General features: G+C 68.2%; 16 protein-coding genes. 10 read left to right on the top strand and 6 right to left on the bottom strand.

All coding sequences use genetic code 11. The features are described 5' to 3' along the window. Nucleotides 1-9 precede the first annotated feature (9 nt). Nucleotides 10-765, bottom strand: a complete 756-nt coding sequence (locus T333_RS06945) for a thioesterase II family protein (RefSeq protein ID WP_496423948.1) — start codon at nt 763-765, stop codon at nt 10-12. Nucleotides 766-943: 178 nt separating this feature from the next. Between T333_RS06945 and T333_RS06940 the strand changes: the two genes are divergently transcribed. Beyond that, a complete protein-coding gene (locus tag T333_RS06940; protein WP_357245953.1) occupies nt 944-1,609 on the top strand; it encodes a GNAT family N-acetyltransferase in 666 nt (221 codons plus the stop codon). Nucleotides 1,610-1,612: 3 nt separating this feature from the next. Here T333_RS06940 and T333_RS06935 read toward each other — a convergent pair whose 3' ends face one another. Further along, on the bottom strand, nt 1,613-2,899 hold the full coding sequence (locus T333_RS06935) for a SidA/IucD/PvdA family monooxygenase (RefSeq protein WP_357245956.1): 1,287 nt from the start codon (nt 2,897-2,899) through the stop codon (nt 1,613-1,615). A gap of 156 nt (nt 2,900-3,055) precedes the next feature. Between T333_RS06935 and T333_RS06930 the strand changes: the two genes are divergently transcribed. The 4 genes from T333_RS06930 (at nt 3,056) to T333_RS06915 (ending at nt 6,669) form a co-directional block, all read left to right on the top strand. Next, entirely contained in the window at nt 3,056-3,523 is a 468-nt protein-coding gene (locus tag T333_RS06930) for an MTB12 C-terminal domain-containing protein (protein ID WP_357245959.1), read from the top strand. 94 nt (nt 3,524-3,617) lie between these two features. After that, nucleotides 3,618-4,325 carry a siderophore-interacting protein gene (locus tag T333_RS06925; RefSeq protein WP_496423947.1) on the top strand — a complete coding sequence of 236 codons (708 nt, stop codon included), beginning with the start codon at nt 3,618-3,620 and terminating at the stop codon, nt 4,323-4,325. A gap of 175 nt (nt 4,326-4,500) precedes the next feature. Continuing rightward, nucleotides 4,501-5,883, top strand: coding sequence for an alpha/beta hydrolase family protein (locus T333_RS06920; RefSeq protein WP_496423946.1), 1,383 nt, complete (start codon nt 4,501-4,503; stop codon nt 5,881-5,883). Between the two features lie 78 nt (nt 5,884-5,961). Continuing rightward, nucleotides 5,962-6,669 carry a siderophore-interacting protein gene (locus tag T333_RS06915; protein WP_355000168.1) on the top strand — a complete coding sequence of 236 codons (708 nt, stop codon included), beginning with the start codon at nt 5,962-5,964 and terminating at the stop codon, nt 6,667-6,669. 62 nt (nt 6,670-6,731) lie between these two features. Here the strand turns inward: T333_RS06915 and T333_RS06910 are convergent, their stop codons facing one another. Beyond that, complete coding sequence (locus T333_RS06910) at nt 6,732-8,468, bottom strand: ABC transporter ATP-binding protein (protein WP_496423945.1); 1,737 nt, start codon at nt 8,466-8,468, stop codon at nt 6,732-6,734. Further along, a complete protein-coding gene (locus T333_RS06905) occupies nt 8,465-10,318 on the bottom strand; it encodes an ABC transporter ATP-binding protein (protein ID WP_496423944.1) in 1,854 nt (617 codons plus the stop codon). Before T333_RS06905 ends, T333_RS06910 begins: the two co-directional genes overlap by 4 nt. Before the next feature lie 355 nt (nt 10,319-10,673). Between T333_RS06905 and T333_RS06900 the strand changes: the two genes are divergently transcribed. Together T333_RS06900 and T333_RS06895 are read left to right on the top strand one after the other, a co-directional pair. Then, on the top strand, nt 10,674-11,126 hold the full coding sequence (locus T333_RS06900; RefSeq protein WP_496423943.1) for a TIGR03667 family PPOX class F420-dependent oxidoreductase: 453 nt from the start codon (nt 10,674-10,676) through the stop codon (nt 11,124-11,126). Nucleotides 11,127-11,318: 192 nt separating this feature from the next. Next, nucleotides 11,319-12,248: an RluA family pseudouridine synthase gene (locus tag T333_RS06895; protein ID WP_355000172.1), complete on the top strand. Its 930-nt coding sequence runs from the start codon at nt 11,319-11,321 to the stop codon at nt 12,246-12,248. Nucleotides 12,249-12,336: 88 nt separating this feature from the next. Here T333_RS06895 and T333_RS06890 read toward each other — a convergent pair whose 3' ends face one another. Further along, complete coding sequence (locus T333_RS06890; protein WP_496423942.1) at nt 12,337-12,744, bottom strand: hypothetical protein; 408 nt, start codon at nt 12,742-12,744, stop codon at nt 12,337-12,339. 214 nt (nt 12,745-12,958) lie between these two features. Here T333_RS06890 and T333_RS06885 point away from each other — a divergent pair, with 214 nt between their 5' ends. The 3 genes from T333_RS06885 (at nt 12,959) to T333_RS06875 (ending at nt 16,560) form a co-directional block, all read left to right on the top strand. Then, nucleotides 12,959-13,702, top strand: coding sequence for a CPBP family glutamic-type intramembrane protease (locus T333_RS06885; RefSeq protein WP_355000174.1), 744 nt, complete (start codon nt 12,959-12,961; stop codon nt 13,700-13,702). Nucleotides 13,703-13,744: 42 nt separating this feature from the next. Then, nucleotides 13,745-14,074: a DUF6247 family protein gene (locus T333_RS06880; RefSeq protein WP_355000175.1), complete on the top strand. Its 330-nt coding sequence runs from the start codon at nt 13,745-13,747 to the stop codon at nt 14,072-14,074. A gap of 413 nt (nt 14,075-14,487) precedes the next feature. Next, nucleotides 14,488-16,560, top strand: coding sequence for a hypothetical protein (locus T333_RS06875; RefSeq protein WP_496423941.1), 2,073 nt, complete (start codon nt 14,488-14,490; stop codon nt 16,558-16,560). Between the two features lie 113 nt (nt 16,561-16,673). Here the strand turns inward: T333_RS06875 and T333_RS06870 are convergent, their stop codons facing one another. Further along, on the bottom strand, nt 16,674-18,863 hold the full coding sequence (locus T333_RS06870; RefSeq protein WP_496423940.1) for an MMPL family transporter: 2,190 nt from the start codon (nt 18,861-18,863) through the stop codon (nt 16,674-16,676). Nucleotides 18,864-18,888 lie beyond the last annotated feature (25 nt).

Here is an 18,888-nt window from a genome sequence, read left to right as displayed (position 1 = left end):
ATTCGCGAACTATCTCGCGGAAAGAACTTCGGACGTCAGCAATTCAGCGATGCCGTCCACGTGGTCGTTCAGGTAGAAATGTCCGCCGTCGAAAAGGGTGACGGTGATGTCCTGCTCGCTGTGCGTCGCCCACTCCTGCAGGTGGCGCGCGGTGACGTGCTCGTCGTCGGAGCCGCCCATGACGTGCAGCCTGGCGCGCAACTTGACCTCGGGCCCGCACACGTAGCGGTCGAACGCGGCGTAGTCGGCCTTGAGGGCGGGCAGCGTCATGCGCATGATCTCGCGGCTGCCGAGCACGTCCGAGCCGGTGCCGTTGAGCCCGGCGAGATGATCGAGCAGCGCCTCGTCCTCGGTGGGATGCTGCGGCATGTCGACGACGCGGTACGGCGCGACCGCGCCCGATGCGCCGAACAGGTTCACCTCGACACCCGCGGCCTCGGCCTGGCGGACGAATTCGAAACCGACCATCGAGCCCATGCTGTGTCCGAAGACCGTGACCGGTTCGCCGCGGTGGTATTCCGACTCCAGGAACGCGCTCAGCGCGCCCGCCGCCACCTCGGGCAGGGTCGTCGGCATCGGCTCGGCGGCCCGGTCCTGACGGCCCGGGTATTGGAAGACGATGACGTCGAAACTCTCGCTGAGCGCCTTGGAAAAGGTGCGGTAGGCGGAGGCGCCGCTGCCCGCGTGCGGGAACATCAGCAACGTCGGGCTCGAGTCCGAGCTCGGCTTGTGGAATTTGCGAATCCAACCAAGGGTTTTCGGCATTACGGCTCCTGCATCACGGTATCGCTGCGCTAGCCGCTCGACTCCGTCCGCCAACTGGCGACGGGCCGGGCTACGCTAACCCAGCGACGTTAGCATAGGGTAACCTTACCGATGTAAGCCTAGGGTAACCTTACGACGCACTGCGCCGAAAAGCCGAGCGAACGGGAGCCCTAGCACGATGAACCAGACCGGGACGCCGTACGTCCTCAAGCGCGAATTGACCGATGTCGCAGAGGAGGTCCGCAGCGCACCGGCCCCGGTTGTTCCCGGCTTCGACGAGCCCTTCGAGCTACGGCTCGCCGATCCCGAGGGCGACGATCCGCAGATGCTCGCCGAGTGGATGGCGCTGCCGCACCTGCTGGAGACCTGGGAACAGGACTGGCCCGCGGACCGCCGCAAGCTCGACTTCCTCGCCCAACTGGCCGGAACCTATTCGCGGCCCTGCATTCTCAGCTACGACTTCGCCGCGATCGATCGCCCCGACCTCGGCCGTCGTGACATCGCGTACGTGGAGATCTACCGCGCGGCCAAGGACGAGAACGGCCGCCTGTACGACGCGGACCCGCTGGACATGGGATTCCACGTCGCCACCGCGGATCTGAATCTGATCGGACGCGGCATCATGTCGGGCTGGATGGACCAGCTGGCCGCCGCGCTGTTCGCCGCCGAGCCGGAGTGCAGGCGCTTGATCTGCGATCCCGACTACCGCAACGCCCCGATGCGCAAGGCGCTGTCGAAGAACGGCTGGGTCGAACTCGGCGAGTTCGACGTGCGGCCGGACCGCCGGATCGCGCTGCACATCCTGCCGCGCACGGCGGCGGACATGCCCGCGATCCGGCTCTGAATCTCAGCCGAAGGCCCGGTCCCGGTTTCTCGTCGCCGCGGACCGGGCCTTCGCCGATTCGGTGCGCAGCACGCGGTCCGAGAGTTCGCCGAGGCAGCTGAGATTCGGGAAACCCGGTCCCTGCGCCAGCGCGGCCAGGTTCGGCAGGTACAGCTTCGCGTCCAAGCCCGAGACCGCGAGGTCGTAGCCGATCGACGCCTCGATCCTGGCTTGGGTCAGCTGTCCCCCGACCGCTAGTTCCAGCAGATCGGCGGCGTTGGCGTCGAACATCTCCAGGAACCACAGCGGCTGTCCGCCGGTCGCGTCGATCACCAGGTCGAAGTTGTGAATCTGATCGGGGCGCATCTCGTTGCGCAGCGTCAGCGCGACGCCGTCGCCGAGGTCGGCGACCCGCACGACCCGGCCCTGCATGTGGTGCACCCGGTTGTCGGCGAGCAGGCTCTCCTGCACGCGCACCGAGAACACACCGCGGTCGGTGCGCCTGATGACGTCCCTGCGCTCGTCGGTGCTCAGCGATCCCCACTTGATCGGATCGCTGAACAGCGAGTTCTCGAAATAGCTTTCGCCGCGGGTGTAGATGGTGGCCATCGGGGAGATCACCGAGATGGACAGCATGCCGTGGCGGACCAGTTCGTCCAGCGCCGAACCGGCCGTCTCGCCGCCGCCGATGACGGCAGCGCGCGAGGAGACGGGCAGCTTGCGCTTGCCCGCGAGGTCCCAGAATTCCGCGACGCTGAGCACCTTGGGGTGCTTGGCGAGCGCCTTCTCGCTGCGGCCGGGACCGGTGATCATCAGTGCGTCGGCGTCGATTTCGGTCGGAATGCCGTCGGCGTCGACCGCGGTGATCAGCCAGCCGTCGGCCGCTGCGGCGATGGTGCGCACGGTGCCGAGGACGAGCTCGAAATCGGTTCGCGCGGCGACCCACTGGAGGTACTTGGCCCAGACGTGATGCTGCGGACTCGGACGCCCACGGTCGATCCACTCGGCGTAGGTGCCCTGGTCCACCAGGAAGGAGGTCCAGCTGAACGCCGTCATGGCCTCGTTGATCGCGCGGTTGTGGCCACGCGCCCAGGTGGAGTGGTACGGGAAGCCCACGTCCTTCTCCGGGCTGGTGCCGAGCCGGTGCTGGCCGTCGGTCCAGCCGCCGCTGGGCAGCCAATTGCCGCCCACCGTCTGCGCTTCCACCACGACGACCCGCGGCGCGGGCAGCCCCAGTCCGCGCAGTACGTGCGCCTTGGCGGCGACGGCCATCGCCTTCGGACCCGCGCCGATCACCACAAGTGTTTCCACCGGTTCTCCCACTCTCACATCGCGCGTATCCGTGTTCGCGCCCACATCGACGAGCCCCCGCCTTCATGTTTGCATAGGCTTACCTTACAGTGAACCGCAGTGTCGATCCCCACAGCGGGGAAGCACTCCGGCACGAGAACGATGGGAAGTACTTTCATGATCAGCACCCGAAAGAAGCTGGGCGCGGTCGCCTTTGCCGCCGCCACCCTGGTCGGCGCGTTCGGCACCGTCACCACCGCCGCGATCGCCGAGGCCGCGCCGATCACCGCCCCGCTGCGCGCCAACGCGCCGAGCACCGGTGAGCTGCGTGCCAAGATGGCGCTGCTGTTCAACGCGGGCGCACCGCGCGCCGCGCGCGCCGCCGAGCTGGAGACCGGCGCGGCGGGCCTCGGCGTCTTCGACACCGCGGCCACGCTGATCGCCATCGCCCCGCCGAGCTGGCGCTGGGACGTCACCGGCCCGGTGACCGTCAACGGCGACACCCTTTCGGCCGTGCTGTACACCGCCACCGACGGTTACGAGCCGTGGACCTTCGACCTGACCTGGAAGCAGATCGACGGCACCTGGAAGCTGAGCCGCGAATCCGTCTGCACCATCGGCAACTTCGTCGGCCAGGGCTGCTGAGCGGTCCCGCGCGATTCGGCCCCCGCTTCGGCGGGGGCCGCTGTCGTTTCGCCGCGGTCGTGACATTCGACTCAGCTTAGGCTAACCTCACTTTATGGGCAGAGGTTTCAACGGCGTCATCGTCAAGGCGTGGGGCGGTCAGGACTACCGGCTCACCGTCACCGCGACCGAATACGTCACCGACAAATACATTCGGCTCGGCTTCGACGCGGGCGGGCTGCTCGCCGACCATCCGGTGCACCCCACCCAGTGGATCCGCCTCTGGATTCCCGACCTCGAGACCGAGAAGCTGCACCACCGTGGCTACACGCTGGTGGACCCCGACCCCGAGGGCGACAAGTTCGCCATCGAGTTCGCCGTACACGACGGCCCCGCCGCGCAGTGGGCCGTCAACGCGACGGTCGGCGATGTGCTGGACGCGACGGTGCTCGGATCCAGTTTCGAACTCCCCGAAACCGCGCCGAGCGAATACCTGATGTTCGGTGACACCGCCTCGCTGCCCGCCATCAACTCCCTGCTCGACGCGATCGGCGACGCACCCGCCCGCGTCTGGCTGGAATGGCAATACGAATCCGACCAGACCCTGCCCGTGCGCAACAAGCCACACCACCAGGTCACCTGGCTCCAGCGCATCGACGACGGCCGCCTACTGCGCGAACAGTCACAGGAAATCTCCTGCGCGGCAGACGCTTTCGCCTGGGTCGCCTGCGACGGCCACACCACCCGATCGATCGTCAAAACCCTCGAGCAGACCCACAACCTGCCGAAAACCCAGCTGAAGTACCAGGCCTACTGGAAGTAAGGGCGCACCTCCGCCTCCGCTCCTGCCATGCGCGACTCCGTCCGGCAGCGTGAGATTGCGTACTCGCGGTCATTCGTTCGGATGATCACGTCGCGACCTGCTGCCGACGCGCGATGACTCGATCACGCGTCAGGCTCGACCTCGAATCCGTTGTCCGAGCGGAAGCGAGGCAGGTATGTCGCTCATCGACGCGTTGATCCCGATGGCCACGATCGGGTGCGCGGTGTTCGTACTGTGCACCGGCCGGATCGGGCGCGCGCCCGCGTTCGCCGTGCTGGGCGCGCTTGCGCTCGGGGCGGCGATTCAGTTGCTGCTCGAAGGGTTCTACTGGCAGTTCGTTCCGACCTACCTGCTGGTGGGCGCGACCGCGTGGTTCGTGGCGGCGCGGCCGAGCGGGCGGGTCGGCCGGATCGCGGCGCGCGCTGGGATCGGTTTGCTCGTCGCCGCGGCGGCATTCGCGTGGGTGCCAGTGCCGGTACCGACGCTGCCCGCGCCGAGCGGGCCGTATCCCGTTGGCACCGAGACGTTTCGCTGGATCGATCCGGACCGGCCGGAAACCGCGACGGACGACCCGGCCGATCGCCGCAACGTCATCGCGCAGGCCTGGTATCCGGCGGCCGAGCCGACCGGGAACGGCTCGCGTTATCTCGACGGGCTCGACAGGCTGCCGAGTCGAGTCGCCCAAATTCCCAGCTTCCTCATGCGCGGCTACGACCGCATCGACACGCACGGCGATCACCGCGCGTCGCTCGGGCGGGACCGCGATCGCTGGCCGGTGGTGCTGTTCTCGCCGGGCTACGGTGCGCCGCGGGCGTTCTACACCGGACTGGTCACCGACCTGGCCAGCCGCGGGTTCGTGGTGCTCGCTGTCGATCATCCCTACGAGGCGGACGTGACCGAGCTCGCCGACGGACGGATCGCGACGCCGGTACAGGACTTTCCGGCCGACGAGGCCGAGGGTGAGCGGTACATGATCGAGCAGCAGGCGGTGCGGGCAGCCGACCTGCGGTTCGTCATCGACCAACTCGACCGGCCCGGCGCACTCGGCCCACGGCTCTCCGGTCGTCTCGACACCGAACACCTCGCGGCCATCGGGCATTCGTTCGGTGGCGCCGCCGCTGCCGCCGCGGCCGCCGACGACGAGCGCGTCCGCGCCGCCGCGAACATCGACGGCACCCTGTACGGCGACCTGCCCGGACGCCCACTGCGCCAACCGTTCCTGCTGGTGCAGAGCGAGTACGCCGAGACGGGACACTCCCCGCAGTTCTTCGATCGCAATGCCGCGCTGCTCGGCGGGCTGCGTTCGGGCGGCTTCCGTTTCGAGATCGGCGACGCCAATCACTACAGCTTCACGGATGTTCCGCTGTTCCTCGCCGCACCTGGGCGGTTCGCGCTGGCGCAGATGATCGGCGGATCGCGCGGCCCCGTGGCGACACAGCGGGTGACCGTGGACATCTTGGTCGCGTTTCTGAGCGGGCCGCTCGGTGGATCAGACGCGGACGTCGTGGCGGCGGCCGGGAAACACCGCGATGTTCGCGGCCGGCCTGTCGGGCGCTGAGCGGGAGTTCGGCCGGGATGCGCCCATTCCGTACCCAGCGGGCGACAACCGAGTTTCGTTAGGCTAACCTCATATCTCATGGGAAGAGGGGCGAACGGCGTCATCCTGAAGGTGTGGCGTGCCGATGACTACCGACTGCGCGTGACGTCGACCGAGGCGATCACCGACAAATACCAGCGGATCGGATTCACTGCGGGCGGGTTGCTCGCCGACCACCCGGTGCACCCGACGCAGTTCATCCGGCTGTGGATCCCGGACGCGGAGACCGACAAGCTGCACCACCGCGGCTACACGATCGTCGACCAGGATCCCGAGGGCGACCACTTCTACATCGAGTTCGCCGTGCACAGCGGCCCGGCCAGCGCGTGGGCGCAGCGGGCGAAGGTGGGCGACGAGATCGAGGCGTCGGTGCTCGGGTCGAAGTTCGAGCTGCCGCAGACGGCGCCGAGCGAATACCTCCTGTTCGGCGACACCGCCTCGCTGCCCGCCATCAACTCCCTGCTCGACGCGATCGGCGACGCACCCGCCCGCGTCTGGCTGGAATGGCAATACGAATCCGACCAGACCCTGCCCGTGCGCAACAAGCCACACCACCAGGTCACCTGGTTGCAGCGTGTGGACGACGGCCGCCTACTGCGCGAACAGTCACAGGAAATCTCCTGCGCGGCAGACGCTTTCGCCTGGGTCGCCTGCGACGGCCACACCACCCGATCGATCGTCAAAACCCTCAAGCAGACCCACAACCTGCCGAAAACCCAGCTGAAGTACCAGGCCTACTGGAAGTAAGGCGTATCCGAACGGGCCGCCGCGGAACATCCTCCGCGGCGGCCCGTTTCGTTGTCGCCGGATCAGACGGCGGCCGGTTCCAACCGCCATCCCGACGCGCGACTGCGCTCGTTCCAGAAGTCGGCGTAGCGACCGCCCCGCGCGAGCAGCTCGGCGTGCGTGCCGCGTTCGACGATGCGACCGCCGTCGACGAACAGGATCTGGTCCGCGTGGGCGATGGTGGCCAGGCGGTGCGCCACCACGATCACCGTCTTGCCCCTGGTGAGCTCGTGCACGCCGCGCACCACCACGGCCTCGCTGTGCGGGTCGAGCGCGCTCGTCGCCTCGTCGAGCAGCACGATCGGCGCGTCTTTGAGCAGGGCGCGGGCGATCGAGACCCGTTGTCGCTCACCGCCGGACAGCGCGGCGCCGCCCTCGCCGACCGCGGTGTCGTAACCGTCGGGCAGGCGCTGGGCGATCTCGTCCACCCGCGCGGCCTCGGCGGCGCGCAGCACCTCGGCGTCCGTGGCGTCGAGGCGGCCGATCCGGATGTTGTCCGACACCGACCTGTCGAACAGGTAGACGTTCTGGAAGACCAGCGACAGCTGGTTCAGCAGCGTTTCCGACGGCTGTTCCCGCACATCGTGTTCGCCGACGGCCACCCGCCCGGCGTCCACGTCGTAGAACCGCGCGGCCAATCGCAGCAGCGTCGTCTTGCCCGCGCCGCTCGGTCCGACGATCGCGGTGGTCGTCCCGGCCGGGACGCTGAAGGTGATGTCGGAGAGCACCGGCTCGCCGGGCCGGTAGCCGAAGCTCACGTTGTCGAAGACCACGGTCGGCACACCCGGCGTCACCGGCGAATCGGCCTCGGGCAGTGACTTTTCCGCGAGCAGACCCGTGACGCGGTCGACGGCGGCGGCCGCCGAACGCAGACCGTTGCCCAGTTGCGCGGCCTGGTTCAGCGGCTCGATGAACCGCGAGCTCACGGCGATCAGCGCGATCGCGACGGCCGTCGAGACGGCGCCGTCGGTCACCCTCGCGATCACCACGTAGACCAGGACCAGGAACACCGCCTGCACGAACAGCGCGAAGACGATCAGGCTCGGCACCGACGTGAAGACCATCCTGGTGTTCGCCGAACGCTGCTGCCGCAGGGCGCCGTCCAGCGCCTTGTTGCCCGCGCCGACGGCGCCGAACGCGCGCAGCACCGGCTGCGCCTGCGCGAATTCCACCACGCGCGAATCGGCTTCGACCGCGGCGGCGTGCAGGCCATCGTCGGCCCGCTGGTACGCGCGGTGGGCCAGACCGTTGACGAGGAAGAGCACCGGAGCCGCGAGCAGCATGGCCAGCGCGATCCGCCAGTCGATGAACAGCATGCCGACCGCCACACCGAGCGGGACCACGATGCCGGTGACCACCTTGGCGACCAGATAGGCGACGGCGCCCTGGATCTCGCGCACGTTCTCCACCGTGATCCGCGAGAGCGGCCCGGCGCTCCGGGTTTCGAACCAGCCCAGCGGCAACGCGTTCAGATGGTCGCCGAGCCGGGTTTGCAGACCGCGCTGCATGCCGATCGCGATACGCAGCCCGAGCGCGACCTGGAGGTAGCCGAACACCGCGACACCACCGACGGCCACGAGCATCAGCAGCGCCCAGAACCAGGCTCGTCCGAGGTCGTCGTCGAACAGCGCCTCGAGCACCGGAACCAAGAGCAGATAAGCGACCGCCTGGCTGATCGCCTGGCCGAGGATGGCGGCGAGCAACCGCGGTGTCAGCGGGGCGAATTCGGTGGGCACCAAGCCCAGCAGTTTGCGAATCATCGGGCCGCCTCACTTTCCACGAGCGAGACCGCGCCGAGGGCCGCCTCGTTGATCTCCCAGAGTCGCTGGTAGGTGCCGCCCGCCGTGTGCAGGCTGCGGTGGTCGCCATGCTCGACCAGGGTTCCGTTCTCCAGCACCAGAATCCGGTCCACGCCGGTGATGGTGTGCAACCGGTGCGCGATGACCAGCACGGTGCGTCCGGCCACCAGCGCGGCCAGGGCGTCCTGCACCGCCGCCTCGGACTCCGGGTCGGCGAAGGCCGTCGCCTCGTCGAGCACCAGAACAGGTGTGTCGGCGAGCAACGCACGCGCCACCGAAAGGCGTTGCGCCTCACCACCGGACAGTGTCGCGTCGACGCCGATCTCGGAGTCGTAGCCGCGCGGCAGCGTGAGAATGCGGTCGTGGATCTGCGCGGCGCGGGCGGCCCACTCCAGCGCGGCGTCGTCCGCGTCCGGGGCGGCCAGCCGCAGATTCTCGCGGATGCTGCCGCGGATCAGCCGGACGTCCTGGAAGACGAAACCGACGGTGCGGTAGAGCTCGTCGCTCGGGTAGTCGCGAATATCACGGCCACCGATGGTGATTCGACCCGAGCCGACGTCGTAGAAGCGGGGCAGCAGCTTGGCCAGCGTCGACTTGCCCGAGCCGCTCGGTCCGACCAGCGCCGTGATGGTGCCGGGCCGCAGCTCCAGGTCGATGTCGCGCAGCACGTCGTGGCCCTCGCGGTAGCCGAACCCGACGGACTCGAAGCGGACCAGGCCCGGTTCGGCACCCGCACTCGGCTCGCCGGGTTCCGGTGCGCCGGAGGCGAGTTCGGGGCTCTGCTGCAACTCGTACAAGCGCTCGGCAGCCGCTCCTGCCGCGCGCAGGGCCTGTCCCCCGTAGCCCAGACCCATCAGCGCGCTGCCCAGGCCGAGGCCGACCAGCAGGAAGGGCAGCATGTCGAGCGGAGCCAGCCAGCCCCAGCCGACGCCGGCCAAACCGGCGGCCACGATCACCAGCATGACGCAGACCGGCGAGATCACGATGTCGGCGACCGCCTGGAGCCGGATCATCGGTGTCTTCCAGCGGCCGAAACTGTCGGCTTGGCCGTCCACCGCGTCCTGGAACTCGCGGTGCGCCTTGCCCGCCTGACCGAATGCCCGCACCACCTGGATGCCGTCGACGAACTCGATGGTCGCCTGCTGCACCCGGCGCTCCCAGCGGGTGTAGACCGCTAGGCGGTCCATGTTCTCGCGGTCCATCATCTTGCGGAAAGCCAAGGCGTAGGCGATCAACGGCAGCAGCAGGACCAGCGTCAGCCGCCAGTCCACGGTGAACAGATAGCCGAGCGAGACCAGCGGCACCAGCAGCGCCCCGACGAACTCGAGCCGCGCGTGCGCCACCAGGTAGTGCAGCGCCTCGACGTCGTCCTGGAGGTACTTCTTCACCTCGCCGGAGCCGTGCTCACCGAACCAGCCGAGCGGCACCCTGGTGAGCTTGGCCGCGAGCGCGCGGCGCACGGCGAGCTGGTAGCCGCCGTCCACCAGGTGCGTCCAGGTCAAGGCTGCCGCCTGCAACAGCGCGCGCACCAGAAGCACCAGCATCGCCAGGCCGAACAGCCGCCACACCCGATCGGTGTCCACCGGATCGTCGAGCAGTTCGCGACATGCCTCGACGATCAGCACGAACGGCACGACGGTGCAGACCGAGGCGATCGCCATCACGACGCTGGCGAGCGTCAGCGCTCCCCGCACTGGCGCGAGAATCTCCTTGCGCGCCGTGGCCTGCTGTTGCTTGCGCTGTTTCGCCACCGCCCGCGGCGGCCGGTTCCCCGTCTCCGCCGCTGCGTGCGGCGTGACCTCCACCGTCATATGTCCTCGCCTTTCGACATCCCTGGCGCATCTCGCCGGAAATCCGCCCCATCATCACACAGGAAAATAGGTAAGGCTAACTTTCCCCGGCCCTAGGACGAACGGACGCCAGGCGAACGGCGGTCGACCGCCGGTGGCGGCACGAGACCTGGCCTTCCGCTGTTCGACGCGGCGTGGAAGCTTGCGTGCACACCGCTTCGTCTCGACTCCGAAACACCAACGCGGAAACTAGGTTTGCTCGTCATCTACCCGTCTCCCGAGTTGCATGACGCTCGGCGAACGCGCCGAGCCCTGATCTCCCGACCGGTTTCCAGCCGACCGGAATCGCGGCGCCTGTGGCGGTGTTGTGCCGGACATGACCACAACAGCATCCGATCGTCCCACCGCACCTGTCCTCGACACCGGCACCGAATTCGGCGCCAAAGTCGCCGAACGGCTCGGCCGCGAATCCGTCATCTGGCTCACCACAGTCGGCCCGTCCGGCACGCCGCAGCCCAACCCCGTGTGGTTCCAGTGGCGCGACGGCGAATTCCTGCTGTTCAGCCAGCGGGACAAGGCGAAAGTGCGCAACATGGCCCGCAACCCGCGCGTCTCGCTGAATCTCAACAGCACCGAGTCCGGCGGCGACGTCATGGTGTTCACCGGTACCGCGCGGATCGTCGAGGAGTGGCCGTCCGACGACGAAATCGCCGCGTACAACGAGAAGTACGCCGGGGGGTACGTCGAAATCGGGATGACGGCCGAGGAGTTCTACGCCGAATACTCGGTGCCCGTGCGGATCACGCCGGACCGGTTGCGCGGCTTCTAAAGGAGACCACCCGCCGTCCGTCGCGCCGGGCCGGGTTACACGAGCCCGGCGACCTCGGCTGGCCGGGGCAGGGAATCGACGGAGTCATATGGTCGCATCGCAAGGCGGCCATCTGACTACCGTCGGATCCGGCGGCTCGGAGATCTGGGGCGACGCGGGCCCGGTGAGCAGCGGCGATTAGAGTTGTCGCCGATGAGACGAAGGCAGCAGCCGCCGCTGCCCAAGCGGTACGGCTTGGATCCGGCCCGGCTGCGACTGCCGGAGACGGGCGAGTGGGCGACGATTCGCGACCACCTGGTCGAGCGACTTCCCCGTGTCGCGCCGGAACGCATCGATGAACTCCTGCACGCGGGCGACATCGTCGATCTCGAAGGGCCCATCGCGCCGGACGCGCCTTATGCCCCCGGCGGCGCGGTGTGGTTCCACCGCGACCTGCCGGACGAGACCGACGTCCCGTTCGACATCACCGTCGTACACCGCGACGAGAACCTGCTCGTGGTGGACAAGCCACACTTCCTCGCCACCATTCCGCGCGGACAGCACATCCGGCAGACGGCGCTGGTCCGGCTGCGCGAGGAGTTGGGCCTGCCCGATCTGGTGCCCGCGCACCGGCTCGATCGGGTGACTGCCGGGCTGCTGCTGTTCATCGTCAACCCGGCTCGCCGCGGGGCTTACCAGACCATGTTCCACCGCCGCGCGGTACGCAAGGAGTACGAGGCGATCGCCCCCTACCGGCCCGACCTCGAACTGCCGCGCACGGTGCGCAGCCGCATCGTCAAGGAGAAGCAGGTGCTCGCGGCCCAGGAGGTCGAGGGCGAGCCCAACGCGGAGACCGTTGTCGACCTGGTCGAGCACCGCGACGGACTCGGCCGCTACCGACTGCGGCCGCTGACCGGGCGGACCCACCAGCTGCGCCTGCACATGAACGGCCTCGGCGTGCCGATTCTCGGCGACGATTTCTATCCGGTCCTCACCGACAAGCCGGTGCACGATTTCACCCGCCCGCTGCAACTGCTCGCCGCGTCGCTCGAGTTCACCGATCCGGTCACCGGGGAACCGCGACGGTTCGAGACGACCCGCAGTCTGCAGGCGTGGACCGACCACGCCTCGTGGTCGGGCTGACAAAAGAAAGGGGGCCGGTCGACGGAACAGGGGATGTCGACCGGCCCGAGCGCCCGCGGTGGTGGCTACGGCACCGCGAGCGCGGCTCTCAGGAACCCATCCAGGCCAGGGGTCCGGCGCCGCAGGTGGCGCTGCCGGTGAGGGTCGGTTCGGCCACGTTCACCTTGATCTCGTAGGCGAGGCCTTGCAGCGCGGCCAGGGTGTGGGTCCCGGACTTCTTCGGCTTCCATTGGATGGTGGCCTCGCCGTTCACCGGCTTGACCGGGCTGCCCGCGATGACGAGCGCGTTGTCGTAGAACCAGACCTCGAACCAGTGGTTCACCTTCGCGGTGATCTGGTAGGTGCATCCCGCCTGGAGGTTGTTGGACGAGACGGTGAGGTTGTCGACCGTCGCGGACGCGTAGGGCGCGGTCAGCACTGCCGCACAGACCGCCGCGGCCAGCGTCGTGAGGCCGACGCCCAGGCGACGACCGGCCCGGTTCTGGGATCTACTCATTCGGATAACTCCTCTTCGAAACGCACATCGGTGCGAATGAGCGGACTGTATCGACCGTTCATTTCCCTGCGGGCCGGTTTCCGGAAAAAACTGAAACATGTGTCATTCAGATGCGGAACAGCGCCGCCGATTCGATCTTCGCGGGGTATTCGGCGGCTGTGATCAGGCGCTCAACCGGCGGCGAGCCGCATGACCCGCCCCTACACTGGGCCGGGTGTTTCGAACGGACCTCGAGGAAGCGGCCCAGGCCCGCGGCAAACTGCATGCCTATATCGATGTAGCGGTCGTGATCGTCGTCCTGGCGGGCACCAACCTGATCGCGCACTTCACCACCGCGTGGGCCAACATCGTCACCGTTCCGATCGCCGCGATCGTGCTGCTCGTCCTGGTCCGCAGACGCGGGCTCGGCTGGGCCGAACTCGGACTCTCCCCCAGGCATTGGCGGCGCGGGTCGCTGTACGCGCTGGCCGCCGTCGGCATCGTCCTCACGGCCGTGGCCATCGGCGCGCTACTGCCGGTGACGCGCCCGTTCTTCCTCGCCGACCGGTACGCCACCATCTCCGGCGCGCTCATCGCGTCGATGATCGTCATCCCGCTACAGACCGTCATCCCCGAGGAACTCGCCTTCCGCGGCGTGCTGCACGGCACCCTCGACCGCGTCTACGGCGCGCGCGGAGTGTTCGCGGCCGGTTCGCTGCTCTTCGGCCTCTGGCACATCGCCTCGTCCTTCGGCCTCACCACCAGCAACCGCGGACTCACCGGATTCCTCGGCGGCGGTCTCCTAGGCCAGATCGTCGGCATCCTGCTCGCCGTCGTCGCCACCGCCGCCGCGGGCGTCGTCTTCACCTGGCTGCGCCGCCGCAGCGGCAGCCTCCTCGCCCCCATCGCCCTGCACTGGTCCGTCAACGGCGCGGGCGCCCTCGCCGCCGCCCTCGTCTGGCACACAACCCTGGCCTAGCGCCACGGGCGTGTCGGCCGACCACGGAATATCGTAGTGACCATGACCGCGACGTACGCCTACGACGATCAGCCGAGCAGCGGCCACCCCCTGCGTCCGGGCGCCTCGCCGCATGCCATCCGAGCCGGACTACTGCCGGACGACCGCCCGAGTTTCGACGAAGCGTACGAACACGCGCTGACGGAAGCTCGCGAGACGCTCGACCTCACGGGACTGTTCCGAGTTCTGGAGCATTGGCGTCGCGTCGCCTTGATGCAGAGCGACCGCGACGCATACCGCCGAGCGGTGCGCCGGGCGGCGAAATTGGCCACGGGCGAAGAGAGCCCGACCGACGAGCCATTGTCGGTCACCCGGACGAAAGCCGGGATGTAGGTGTACCGAGTCCACACGGATTCAGACGTTCACCAGCAAATTGAAGCCCTTCCCCCAAGCGCCCTACCCAACTACGCGGAGGCGTGCACCTTCCTAGAACTCAGTCCATGGAACGGCGATTCGGTCAATGCCGGAAATCCGGACGCACCGGTTCGCAACATGGTTTTCGGCACGGAGAACGACGGTCTGATCACTTACCTGATCGTGGAGGAGCGCCGGGAAGTTCACGTGCTGATGGTCCAGTGGGTCGGCGGCAGCTGACACTTTCGCTCGGCCGTTCGACCTCGGCGCATGACGCTTCGCGTTGACCGCGGACGGCCGTCGGTTTAGTCTCATCGCGTTCACACATATGTTCGAGCACACTTGTCGACGCCGAGTGATCGGCCCGATATCGGCTCCAGGGAAGGCTCGCGATGCCCGACGAACCGTCGACCGGCAATTCCGAGATAGCGGCACTGGCACAACGGGTCGCGACGGCGCGCGGGAAACTGCCGCTGCAGCACGACACCGCCTTGGTCGAGGTGCTCTCCGATGCCGAGATCGCCGCGGAACGTGAACTCGCCGAGTGGATCCGGGCCCAGCGGCGCGGCCAGCGACGCCGCGCCGTCGAGGACGAGCTCGCCGCCGAAAAGCGCGATCGGCGCACCTCGGCCGCCATCCGTCGCGCCGACGAGGACGACGCGCGCTGGCACCGCCGCGCCCTGGCGGCTCGCCGCCGCGTCGCCAATCAGGATGCGCGACTTGCCCAGCTGTACCGCCGCGCCGAATGGTCCTCGCGAGCGTTGATCGGCGTCGTCATCCTCGGCATGGTGTGGGCGGGCGTCAACGTGCAGCACAACCTCGTGCCCAGCGGCGACATGTCCGATCCGCTGTACTGGCTCAGCTACGGCATCGAGGCGATGATCTCCATTCCGATCATCACCATCATGGTGGTCGCGACGACCGCCGCCCGCTGGGGACGGGAACTGCCGCGCGGCAAGGTGATCGTCTTCGAGGCGGCGCTGCTCGGCACCACCATCGCACTCAACACCGGGCCGCACTTGGCCGCAGGCGATCTCGGCAGGGCCGCCGAGTACGCGATCGCGCCCGCGATGGTCGGCGTGGTGATCTGGTTGCACGCGTGGGTCGCGGCCCGATACGCGCAGCTCATCGATAGCGTGCCGATCGTCGACGACACCGCGGTGCCGAAATTGCGCGGGTCTTATCAGGCCGAGGAGTACCGGAGGGCCGTCGCGGAGCGGGAGGGACTTGCGCTCGGCTCCAATGGATTCGGTGCGGGTGACCTGTTCCAGGTGGGCCACTCCCTCGAGTCGGAAAGTGCTGTCGGCGCCGAAACTGCCACGGCGAGAGGCGGAAACGATCCGCTCGGTGTGCGCGGCGAGACCCGGCTGACATCCTCGAGTAGCGCTACCGCGCCGTCTTCGGGCAGTGAACCGGCATCCACACTTGGTCGAGCCGACCGTCCTTCCGAGAACGACGCGACCGTACCGACCTCGGCGGACGGCAACGGCCCGTCGAGCCGCCCAACCGGTCGACCCGCCGAGAGCGACGCGCCCATACCGGCTTCGGCGAACAGCCACCCCGATCTGTCGATCGGCCGAACCGATCAGCCTGCCGAAAACACCATAAGCACTTCGGCCGACGACGACTTGCCGGATGCGAACCGGAGAGTCTTCTCGCCGACCGCAGGAAGCGTAACCGGCCCGATGTCCGCGAGCGACCGCGCTGGCGGCGAGCCTGCCACTGACCATGCTCCCCAACCCTCGGCAGCCGATGCCGAGTTGGAAGCCGACGAGAGCCCCAACGCGAGCGAGGATTCCGACACCCCCGCTCCTGGACGAAGCATCTCGTACGCCGTCCCGCTCTCCCTGCTGACCGGCGGACTCGCCGAAGAGGACGACGTCACACCACCTTCTCACCGCCGCAACGGTTCCAGCAACGGACGCGCCAATCACGCTGCCGCCCAAGCGGTTCCCCTGTCCCAACCGCGACTTCGACCGATCAACGGCACCGGTCGCACCAACGGCAGCGGCCACACCACGTCGATGTGGGCCGGATCCCACGCCCTGAACACCATCGCGTATCCCCAACCGGACGCTCCCGAAGCAACGGATGCCCTGAGCACCGCGGATGCCGTCGATCTCGCCGAGCAGCTCACCTTGGAGCCCGAGCCGGAACCCCACCGCCCACGCAGCACCGAAATCATCCTCGCCACCCAGCGCGCCATCGCCGAGGAGGACGCCGAGGACGACTTCGACCAGGAACCGGACAGCGCCGAGGACGAGGTCCGCATGGTCGCCAGGAGCATCGCCGAGCAGGGCCTGTCCAAGCTGCCGGTCGAGCAGATCGCCGACATCCTCACCCTCGCCGACCAATCCTGGTCCGGCACCGGCATCGCCAAGGAAGTGGGCGTTTCCAGTTCCGCGGTCGCCCGCGTCATCGACTCCGCCCACAAGGTCCGCCGCCCCTACGCGACGAACGGCTGAGGCCTGTCCCGCGGCGGATCGACCCGCGAAGACGTCCGCCATGCCCCACCGCCCAAGCCGAAAGGGCTGTTCGCCGAACACTTTCGACGAACAGCCCTTCGGTCCACAGCTAGCTATCGATCGAAGACCGCTTCCACCCGCGTGGCATCGGCGGAGGTCGTGTAGTACGACCCGGATTCGTGATCGGCGCCCTCCGAGCCGCCCGACTTCCCGCCGCGGTCACCGTGTCCCGGCCACCAGGCGCGGTGGCCGAGCAGCGCGGTGATCGCGGGCGTGAAGAACATCGCCATGACGAAGGCGGCGATGGCGATGCCGACCGAGATCGCGAAGCCCATCTGGGAGAGCATGCTGTTGCCCGCCAACATCATCGCGGCGAAGGTGCCCGCCAGGATGACGCCCGCCGCGGCGACCGTCGGACCCGTGTGCCGCAGGCTCAGCGCCGCCGCCTCGCGCGGGTCGCGACCCTCGCGGGTCTCCTCGCGGAGCCGGGCGATCATCAGGATGTTGTAGTCGGTGCCGAGCGCGACGACGAACAGATACATGATCACCGGCAGCGTGAAGATCAACCCGGAATCGCCCTGGATGTTCTGGAAGACCAGCACCGTGGCGCCGAGCGTCGCGGCGAAACCGAGGAAGACCGAGGCCATCAGATACCACGGGGCGACCAGGCTGCGCAGCAGCAGTGCCAGCACGATCATGATCAGGATTGCCGCCACCGGGAACACGATGGCGTAGTCGCGGTTCATCGCGTCCTGGAAGTCCACGAACACCGCGGTGATTCCGCCGACCGCCGTCGTCGTGCCCGCGGGCGCCGCGTCGTGCGCCGCCGTGCGCAGCGGTCCGCGGACGGTGTCCAGCGCGGCATCGGATTCCGGCGCGTCGGCGAGAGTCACCTGGAAGTTCGCGATGGCTCCGTCGGCCGACAGCAGCGGCTCGCCGACCATGCCCACGCCGGGCACCTCGGCCAGCGCCGCGCGGTATCCCCGCAGCTGATCCTGGCTCAGCTGTCCGTTCGGCGCGTGCAGCAGCACGTCCGAGGGCTGGGTAGCGCCCGCGGGCATGCCCTTCAGCAATTCCTTGTTGTAGACGACGGATTCGGATGCGTCCGAGGTCGAGCCCGAGCCGAGGTCGAAGGTCGGGTTGAACCCGATGGCGAAGACGCTCAGCGCCACCAGCACACCGCCGGAGACGACGGCGAACACCCCGGGCCGGCGCCCCATGGCCGCGCCGATCGCGGTGAACCGCGCGCCCTTCGGCTCCACCTGCCACGCCTTCGACGGCCAGAACACCTTCGTCCCGAGCAGCGACACGATCGCGGGCACCAGGGTGAGTCCCGCCGCCAGCGCCACAGCGACCGCGATCGCCAGCGCGGGGCCGAGCGAACGGAACAGGCCGAGGGTGGAGAGGGTCAGCGCCATGAAGGCGATGATCACCGCACCCGCCGCCGAGGTGATGGCTTCGCCGACCCTGGCGACCGCGCTGACCATCGCGGTCTTCGGATCCTCGCCAGCGCGCAGCCGCTCCCGGTACCGGAACATCAGGAACAGGATGTAATCGGTGCCGACGCCGAACAGCACGACCACCAGCATCGAGTTGACCGAGGTATCCATTTCCAGGTCGAATGCCTTGCTCACCATGGCGATCAGGCTGCCGACCATGCTGGAGATACCGCCGATCACGATCACCGGAAGCAGCGCGATCACCGGACTGCGGAAGATGATCAGCAGCAACACCAGAATCAGCAGGATGGTCGCCACGCCGATGATGGCCATGCCCTTTTCGCCGGACTCGGTCTGGTCCAGGGTCTGCGCCGCGGCTCCCGTGATGCCGGCCTTCAGATCGGTGTCGCGCACCTGCTCTTTCAGGCTGTCGCGCAGGCTCTTCACCGCGTCGCCCTGGGTCTTGTCGGAGGCGTTGGTGACCTTGGTCATCTGCACGGCGATGACCTGGATCAGGCGATTGTCCGAGGGCGGCGTCGCCTGAATCCCGGTGACGCCCTTGATGTTCGCACCGCTGAGTTCCGTCGCCGCGGCCGCCACCGCCGCCGAGTTCTGCTCGGTGAGCGGCCCGCCGTCCGCGCGGGCGAAGACGATCAGCGCCGCCGGCGCGGAGTTCTGCGGAAACGCCTTCTCCTGCAACTCCATCGCCTTGATGGACTCGTAATGCGAAGGCAGGAAGCTGGATTGATCGGTGGTCGAGGTGAATTCGGGGGCGGAAGCCACCACCGCTATGGCGGCGATCAGCCACAAGCCGATCACCTTCCACGGGTGGTGGACGACGAGACGCCCGAGACGGCCGAACATGCGAGTTCCTTTCGTTGAACCGGGA

It is taken from the genome of Nocardia sp. CNS-044 (genome assembly GCF_059570515.1).
Note: the sequence above shows the minus strand (reverse complement) of the source record. Positions and strands in the feature narration are given on the sequence as shown.